Raw genomic sequence first — 5519 nt, forward strand, 5'->3', positions numbered from 1 at the left:
ACCCGCTGTGGGCGCGCGACCGGTGCGCCCGACCGCCAGCAAGACCGGGCGGCCCGCGGGCAAGCGGAGCCCCCGGCGGTAGACGCCGATGGCAGCCCTCAAGCGGCGCGCCGTCGCGCTGGCGGCGGCGCTGTCGATCACCGCACTGCTGGCGCCCGCGTGTTCGGGCAGCTCGGCCGACTCCATCGACTACGCCGTCGACGGGTCGCTGAGCACGTACAACACCAACACGGTGACCGGCGCCGCGTCGGGCGGACCGCAGGCGTTCGCCCGGGTCCTCACCGGGTTCAACTACCACGGGCCCGACGGCCAGATCGTCGGCGACCACGACTTCGGCACCATCTCCGTGTTCGGCCGCACGCCGCTGGTGCTCGACTATCAGATCAGCGACAAGGCGGTGTACTCCGACGGCAAGCCGATCACCTGTGACGACCTGGTGCTGGCGTGGATCGCCCAGTCCGGCCGGTTCCCGGGCTTCGACGCCGCCAACCGGTCGGGCTACAGCGACATCGCCTCGATCGACTGCGCACCCGGCCAGAAGCGGGCCCGGGTGTCCTTCGCGCCCGACCGGGGATTCGTCGACTTCGGCCAGTTGTTCGCCGCCACCGCGCTGATGCCCTCGCACGTCCTCGCCGACGAACTCGGCGTCGACGTCACCACCGCGCTGCAGTCCGGCGACCTGCCCACCATCGACCGCATCGCGCAGGCGTGGAACACCACCTGGGACCTCCGCCCGGACGTGGACCTGAAGAAATTCCCCTCGTCGGGTCCCTACAAGCTGGAGTCGGTGACCGGCGACGGCGCGGTGGTGCTGGTTGCCAACGACAAGTGGTGGGGCGCCAAGGCGGTCACCGGCCGGATCACGGTGTGGCCGCGCGGCGCCGACATCCAGGACCGGGTGAACGAGGGCGCTTTCGACGTGGTCGACATCGCGGCCGGGTCGTCGGGCACGCTCAATCTGCCCGAGGACTACGTCCGCAGCGACAGCCCGTCGGCCGGCATCGAGCAGCTCATCTTCGCGCCCGTGGGGCCGCTGGCCGCGCCGCCGGCACGCCGTGCGGTCGCGCTGTGCACACCCCGCGACATCATCGCCCGCAACGCCCAGCTCCCGATCGCCAATTCGCGGCTCAACCCGGCCAACGAGGACGCATTCGGCGCGACCGAGAACGTTCCGGAGGCAGCGCAGTTCACGGCGGCCAATCCGGTCGCCGCGCGGGCCGCGCTGAACAACCGGCCGCTCACGGTGCGTGTCGGCTATCAGACACCCAACGCGCGGCTGGCGGCGACCGTCGGCGCGATCGCCAAGGCGTGCGCACCGGCGGGCATCACCGTGCAGGATGCCGCCGGCGCCGCGGTCGGCCCGCTGTCCCTGCGCAACAACGACATCGACGTCCTGCTGGCGAGCACCGGCGGCGCGGCGGGCAGCGGATCGACGGGCTCTTCGGCGATGGACGCCTACGCGCTACACACCGGCAACGGCAACAACCTGCCGCGCTACTCCAATCCGCGCATCGACGGGGTGACCGGCGCGCTGGCGGTGACGTCCGATCCCAAGGAGCTCGCCCGGCTGATCGGCGAGGGCGCGCCGGTGCTGTGGGCCGACGTGCCGACGCTGCCGCTCTACCGCCAGCAGCGCACGCTGCTGACATCGGACAAGATGTTTGCGGTGAGCAGTAATCCGACGCGCTGGGGCGCGGGCTGGAACATGGACCGCTGGCGGCTGTCGCAGTGACCGAGCGAAGCGAGATCTCGCGGCTCGTCGCGACGATGATGCGCGAGGTGCCCGACTTCCCCGAGCCCGGCATCCAGTTCAAGGACCTCACGCCGTTGCTCGCCGACGCCGCCGGGCTGTCCGCGGTCACCGACGCGCTGGCCGCCACCGCCGACGGCGCCGACCTGATCGCGGGTATCGACGCCCGCGGATTCCTGCTCGGCGCCGCGGTCGCCATCAGGCTGGGCACCGGCGTGCTGGCGGTCCGCAAGGGCGGCAAGCTGCCGCCGCCGGTGCACACCGAGACCTACCAGCTCGAGTACGGCACCGCCACGCTGGAGATCCCGGCCGACGGCCTCGATCTGACCGGGCGCACCATCTTGATCATCGACGACGTGCTGGCCACCGGAGGCACCGTCGCGGCCGCGAACAAGCTGCTGATCAGCGGCGGTGCGACCGTGCTCGGCGCCGCGGTGGTGCTCGAGCTGACCGCGCTCGGTGGTCGCGAGGTGGTGGCGCCGCTCCCGGTCACCAGCTTGCACACGGTGTGAGGGATATCCTCGACACGGACGGCGACGTGGGCAGGAGGTGTGACAGTGGCTGATGACGGGTCCCTGACGCAGACCCAGCCGATGCCGGTGGTGTCACCGGAGGCCGAGCAGGCCGCGCCGCCGGAGGCCCCCAAGACGACATCGAGCGCGTCGCGGCGGGTGCGCGCCCGGCTGGCGCGCCGGATGACCGCCCAGCGCGGCACGCTCAACCCGGTGCTCGAGCCGCTCGTCGCGGTGCACCGAGAGATCCACCCGAAGGCGAACCTGCAGCTGCTGCAGCGGGCGTACGAGGTGGCCGAGGAGCGGCACGCCACCCAGTTGCGGCGCTCGGGCGACCCCTACATCACCCACCCGCTGGCGGTGGCCAACATCCTGGCCGAGCTGGGCATGGACACCACCACGCTGGTGGCCGCACTGCTGCACGACACCGTCGAGGACACCGGTTACACGCTGGACGCGCTGACCGCCGAATTCGGCAGCGAGGTCGGCCATCTCGTCGACGGGGTGACCAAGCTGGACAAGGTGGCGCTCGGCACGGCCGCCGAGGGCGAGACCATCCGCAAGATGATCATCGCGATGGCGCGCGACCCCCGGGTGCTGGTGATCAAGGTCGCCGACCGGCTGCACAACATGCGCACCATGCGGTTCCTGCCGCCGGAGAAGCAGGCGCGCAAGGCCCGCGAGACGCTCGAGGTCATCGCGCCGCTGGCGCACCGCCTCGGCATGGCGACGGTCAAGTGGGAGCTCGAGGACCTGTCGTTCGCGATCCTGCACCCGAAGAAGTACGAGGAGATCGTGCGCCTGGTCGCCGACCGGGCGCCGTCGCGCGACACCTATCTGGCGAAGGTCCGCGCCGAGATCAACGCGACGCTGAGCAAGTCCAAGATCAACGCCGTGGTCGAGGGCAGGCCCAAGCACTACTGGTCGATCTACCAGAAGATGATCGTCAAGGGCCGCGACTTCGACGACATCCACGACCTGGTCGCCGTGCGGATCCTGTGCGAGGAGATCCGGGACTGCTACGCCGCGGTCGGCGTGGTGCACTCGCTGTGGCAGCCGATGGCCGGCCGGTTCAAGGATTACATCGCCCAGCCCCGCTACGGCGTGTACCAGTCGCTGCACACCACCGTCGTCGGCCCCGAGGGCAAGCCGCTCGAGGTGCAGATCCGCACCCGGGACATGCACCACACCGCCGAGTACGGCATCGCCGCGCACTGGCGGTACAAGGAGTCCAAGGGCCGAAACGCGGTACCCGCCGGGCACGCCGCCGCCGAGATCGACGACATGGCCTGGATGCGCCAGCTCCTCGACTGGCAGCGGGAGGCCGCCGACCCCGGTGAGTTCCTGGAGTCGCTGCGCTACGACCTCGCGGTGCAGGAGATCTTCGTGTTCACCCCCAAGGGTGACGTGGTGACACTGCCCACCGGGTCGACGCCGGTGGACTTCGCCTACGCGGTGCACACCGAGGTCGGCCACCGCTGCATCGGTGCGCGCGTCAACGGCCGGCTGGTGGCGTTGGAGCGCACGCTCGAGAACGGCGAAGTGGTCGAGATCTTCACGTCCAAGGCGCCCAACGCCGGACCGTCCCGCGACTGGCAGAGCTTCGTGGTGTCACCACGGGCGAAGGCCAAGATCCGGCAGTGGTTCGCCAAGGAGCGCCGGGAGGAGGCGCTGGAGGCGGGCAAGGACGCCATCGCCCGCGAGGTGCGCCGCGGCGGACTTCCGTTGCAGCGCTTGATGAATGCGGAGTCGACGGCGGCGCTGGCCCGCGAGTTGCGCTATGTCGACGTCTCGGCGCTCTACACCGCGGTGGGGGAGGGCCACGTCTCGGCCCGCCACGTGGTGCAGCGCCTGCTCGCCCAGTTCGGCGGCGACGAGGCGGCCGAGGACGAACTCGCCGAGCGGTCCACACCGGCCACCATGCCGATGCGGCAGCGCAGCACCGACGACACCGGCGTCGCGGTGCCCGGCGCGCCCGGGGTGCTGACGAAGCTGGCCAAGTGCTGCACCCCGGTGCCCGGCGACAAGATCATGGGCTTCGTCACCCGCGGCGGCGGGGTGAGCGTGCACCGCACCGACTGCACCAACGCCGATTCGCTTCGGCTGCAAGCAGAACGACTCATCGACGTCGAGTGGGCGCCCTCGCCGTCATCGGTGTTCCTGGTCGCGATCCAGGTGGAGGCGCTCGATCGGCACCGGTTGCTGTCCGACGTCACCCGGGTGCTGGCCGACGAGAAGGTCAACATCCTGTCGGCGTCGGTGACCACGTCCAACGACCGGGTGGCGATCAGCCGGTTCACCTTCGAGATGGGCGACCCGAAACACCTGGGTCACCTGCTCAGTGTGGTGCGCAACGTGGAGGGCGTCTACGACGTGTACCGCGTCACGTCGGCGGCGTAGCCGGGCGGTGCGCCCCGGCTGCGGCCGGCATTGACCAGCAGCAGCACGCCGCCGATCACCAGCGCCACGACGACCACCCCTGCGGCGAGCAGACCGATCCGCCACACGGTCGGACTCCCTTGCAGCGGCACGGTTTCGGTGGTCGACGACTCGAGGATCAGCGGGAAGGGCAACGCCCCGCCCTGCAGCGCCGCGGCGAGGTCGCGGGCGTCGTCCTCGGTGAAACCCCCGGTGATCTGCGTGCGTCCGCCGGGCATGGACTCCCTGATCTCGGGTGCGCTGAGGACGGCGGTGTCGAGTGCGAAGGCGACCTGCGTGCCGATGTTGGCGGCGGTGAAGTCCGCCCAGCGCGTCGTGCCGTCACCGTCGAATTCGAGGTCCACCACCCATTGGCCGCTTCCTTCGTCGAACTCGTGGCCGGCGCTCTCGATCCTCTCGCCGTCGATGATCGTCTCGTCGAGCAGGTAGACCGTCTCGCCATCGTCTGAGCAGGTGACCAGCGGCTGGTTCGGGTCGTCACGGCCCGCCAGTGCGTCGTTGTCGCCGCAGCGGGTGGCCTGGAACTGCAGCGCGAGCAGCTGGATCGACGGGTCGGCGCTCTGCCGGAGCTCTTTCTCGTCGGCCACCGCCTGCGGGCTCGGCGTCTTCGGTCTGTCGGTCGGTGCGCCCGCCGGCTGCGCTTCGATCGCGTGGATGACCGGGCGCAGATCGAGTCGGCCGGCCGCACCGATGTCGCGCCACGATTCGTCGTCGGCGCCGGGTACCGACAGGATGATCGCGTCGTCGTCGACGGTCGCCGCCGCGTCGGTGCCACCCCGGGCGGCGGCGCGGGCCTCGACGACGCCGCGGGCGCGTTC

The 5519-nt window shown here is 70.9% G+C and carries 4 protein-coding genes; 3 read left to right on the forward strand and 1 reads right to left on the reverse strand.

What is annotated here, in order from left to right; all coding sequences use genetic code 11:
- The first annotated feature begins 88 nt into the window (after positions 1 to 88).
- The 3 genes from Q2100_RS27790 to Q2100_RS27800 all read left to right on the forward strand — a co-directional run bounded on the left by Q2100_RS27790 (position 89) and on the right by Q2100_RS27800 (position 4662).
- On the forward strand, positions 89 to 1732 hold the full coding sequence (locus tag Q2100_RS27790; protein WP_302916636.1) for an ABC transporter substrate-binding protein: 1644 nt from the start codon (positions 89 to 91) through the stop codon (positions 1730 to 1732).
- 14 nt (positions 1733 to 1746) lie between these two features.
- Complete coding sequence (locus Q2100_RS27795) at positions 1747 to 2262, forward strand: adenine phosphoribosyltransferase (RefSeq protein WP_407667707.1); 516 nt, start codon at positions 1747 to 1749, stop codon at positions 2260 to 2262.
- Between the two features lie 81 nt (positions 2263 to 2343).
- Positions 2344 to 4662 (forward strand): RelA/SpoT family protein, encoded by a 2319-nt coding sequence (locus Q2100_RS27800; protein WP_302916638.1) that lies wholly within the window; start codon positions 2344 to 2346, stop codon positions 4660 to 4662.
- Here Q2100_RS27800 and Q2100_RS27805 read toward each other — a convergent pair.
- Positions 4629 to 5519: SecDF P1 head subdomain-containing protein (locus Q2100_RS27805; RefSeq protein ID WP_407667706.1), on the reverse strand; the 891-nt coding region annotated here is incomplete at its 5' end. The genes Q2100_RS27800 and Q2100_RS27805 overlap by 34 nt on opposite strands.

Origin of the sequence: Mycolicibacterium arseniciresistens (genome assembly GCF_030519285.1) — a bacterium.
GTDB lineage: Bacteria > Actinomycetota > Actinomycetes > Mycobacteriales > Mycobacteriaceae > Mycobacterium > Mycobacterium arseniciresistens.

Bases quoted from the DNA above. Each gene is read 5' to 3' on its own strand.
- Q2100_RS27800 (WP_302916638.1), top strand. From the start codon at position 2,344: ATGCCGGTGGTGTCACCGGAGGCCGAGCAGGCCGCGCCGCCGGAGGCC.
- Q2100_RS27790 (WP_302916636.1), top strand. From the start codon at position 89: ATGGCAGCCCTCAAGCGGCGCGCCGTCGCGCTGGCGGCGGCGCTGTCG.